The organism is Nocardioides sp. (assembly GCF_024509035.1).
Classification (GTDB): Bacteria; Actinomycetota; Actinomycetes; order Propionibacteriales; family Nocardioidaceae; genus Nocardioides.
In genome coordinates this window covers 1-907 of sequence record NZ_JANINT010000376.1, presented here as the reverse complement: position 1 = coordinate 907, position 907 = coordinate 1, and the positions used below count along the sequence as shown (strand labels likewise).

Annotated in this window: 2 protein-coding genes; both read right to left on the bottom strand. The window is 74.1% G+C overall.

Annotated elements, in window-relative coordinates; genetic code table 11:
* On the bottom strand, window positions 1–301 hold a 301-nt coding region (locus tag Q0L15_RS21535), incomplete at its 3' end, for an amidase family protein (protein ID WP_296606821.1).
* Window positions 282–907: hypothetical protein (locus Q0L15_RS21530; protein ID WP_296606819.1), on the bottom strand; the 626-nt coding region annotated here is incomplete at its 5' end. The genes Q0L15_RS21530 and Q0L15_RS21535, both read right to left, overlap by 20 nt.

Below are 907 nucleotides of genomic sequence, written 5' to 3'. Positions count from 1 at the left end.
CACGAGCGAGGCTCTGGCCGGTCGTGGGCGCGTCGCTGGTGAAGACGATGTCCTTGACCACGATCGGGATGCCGTCGAGGGGCCCGAGGGTGGTGCCGGCGGCCCGTCGTCGGTCGGCCTCGGTGGCGGTGCGCATCGCGGAGTCCAGCGTCGTCGCCAAGAAGATGCCGAGCTCCTCGTCGTGGGCGGCGATGCCGGCCGCCGCACGCTCGACCAGCTCGACGGCGGTCAGGTCACCGGAGTCGAGGGCCCGGCGCGCTGCGGCGATCGTCAACGGGGGCTCAGTGAGCGGGGGATGCATGCTGTCCTCCTGAGGTGGGTCGATGAACGACGACGAGCACCGTCGTCGCGAGAGCAAGCGCGACGTCGGCGATGACGGCGACGGTCATCGCCGCCGCCAAGGAGGCGTTGTGCACGACCGGCCCGAGGGCGAGCGAAGAGATCGCCACCGCCACGAACGCCACCGCGAAGTAGGCGGCCTGGATCTCCGCGCGCCGGTCCAGCGGAGCGATGGAGCTGACCACTGCGGCGGAGCAGAGAAGCGCCAGACCCGCGCCGGTGCCGAGCACGAGGGCCCCGGCGAGGGCGGCGGAGGCGGCGTCGGACTCGACGGCGACGAGCAGGAGCCCCCAGCCCCCCGCCCCCGCCAGGCAACCGGCGACCAGTCCGAGCCGCACCGGCACGGGCCGGCCGAGAAGCTGGGCGGCCGCGACCGCCACCAGCATCGTCGAGACCAGGCCGCCGGCCGCGAGCGAGGAGGTCCAGCCCACTCCTTCGGCGATCTCGGGTCCGAAGCTGCCGATCGCGCCGAACGCGACGTTGGTCGAGGTGACCGCGGTCGCCGCCGGCGCGAAGGCGCCCCAGAGCGAGCGCGGCACCCGGATCGGCTGCACGAGCCGGCCTGACC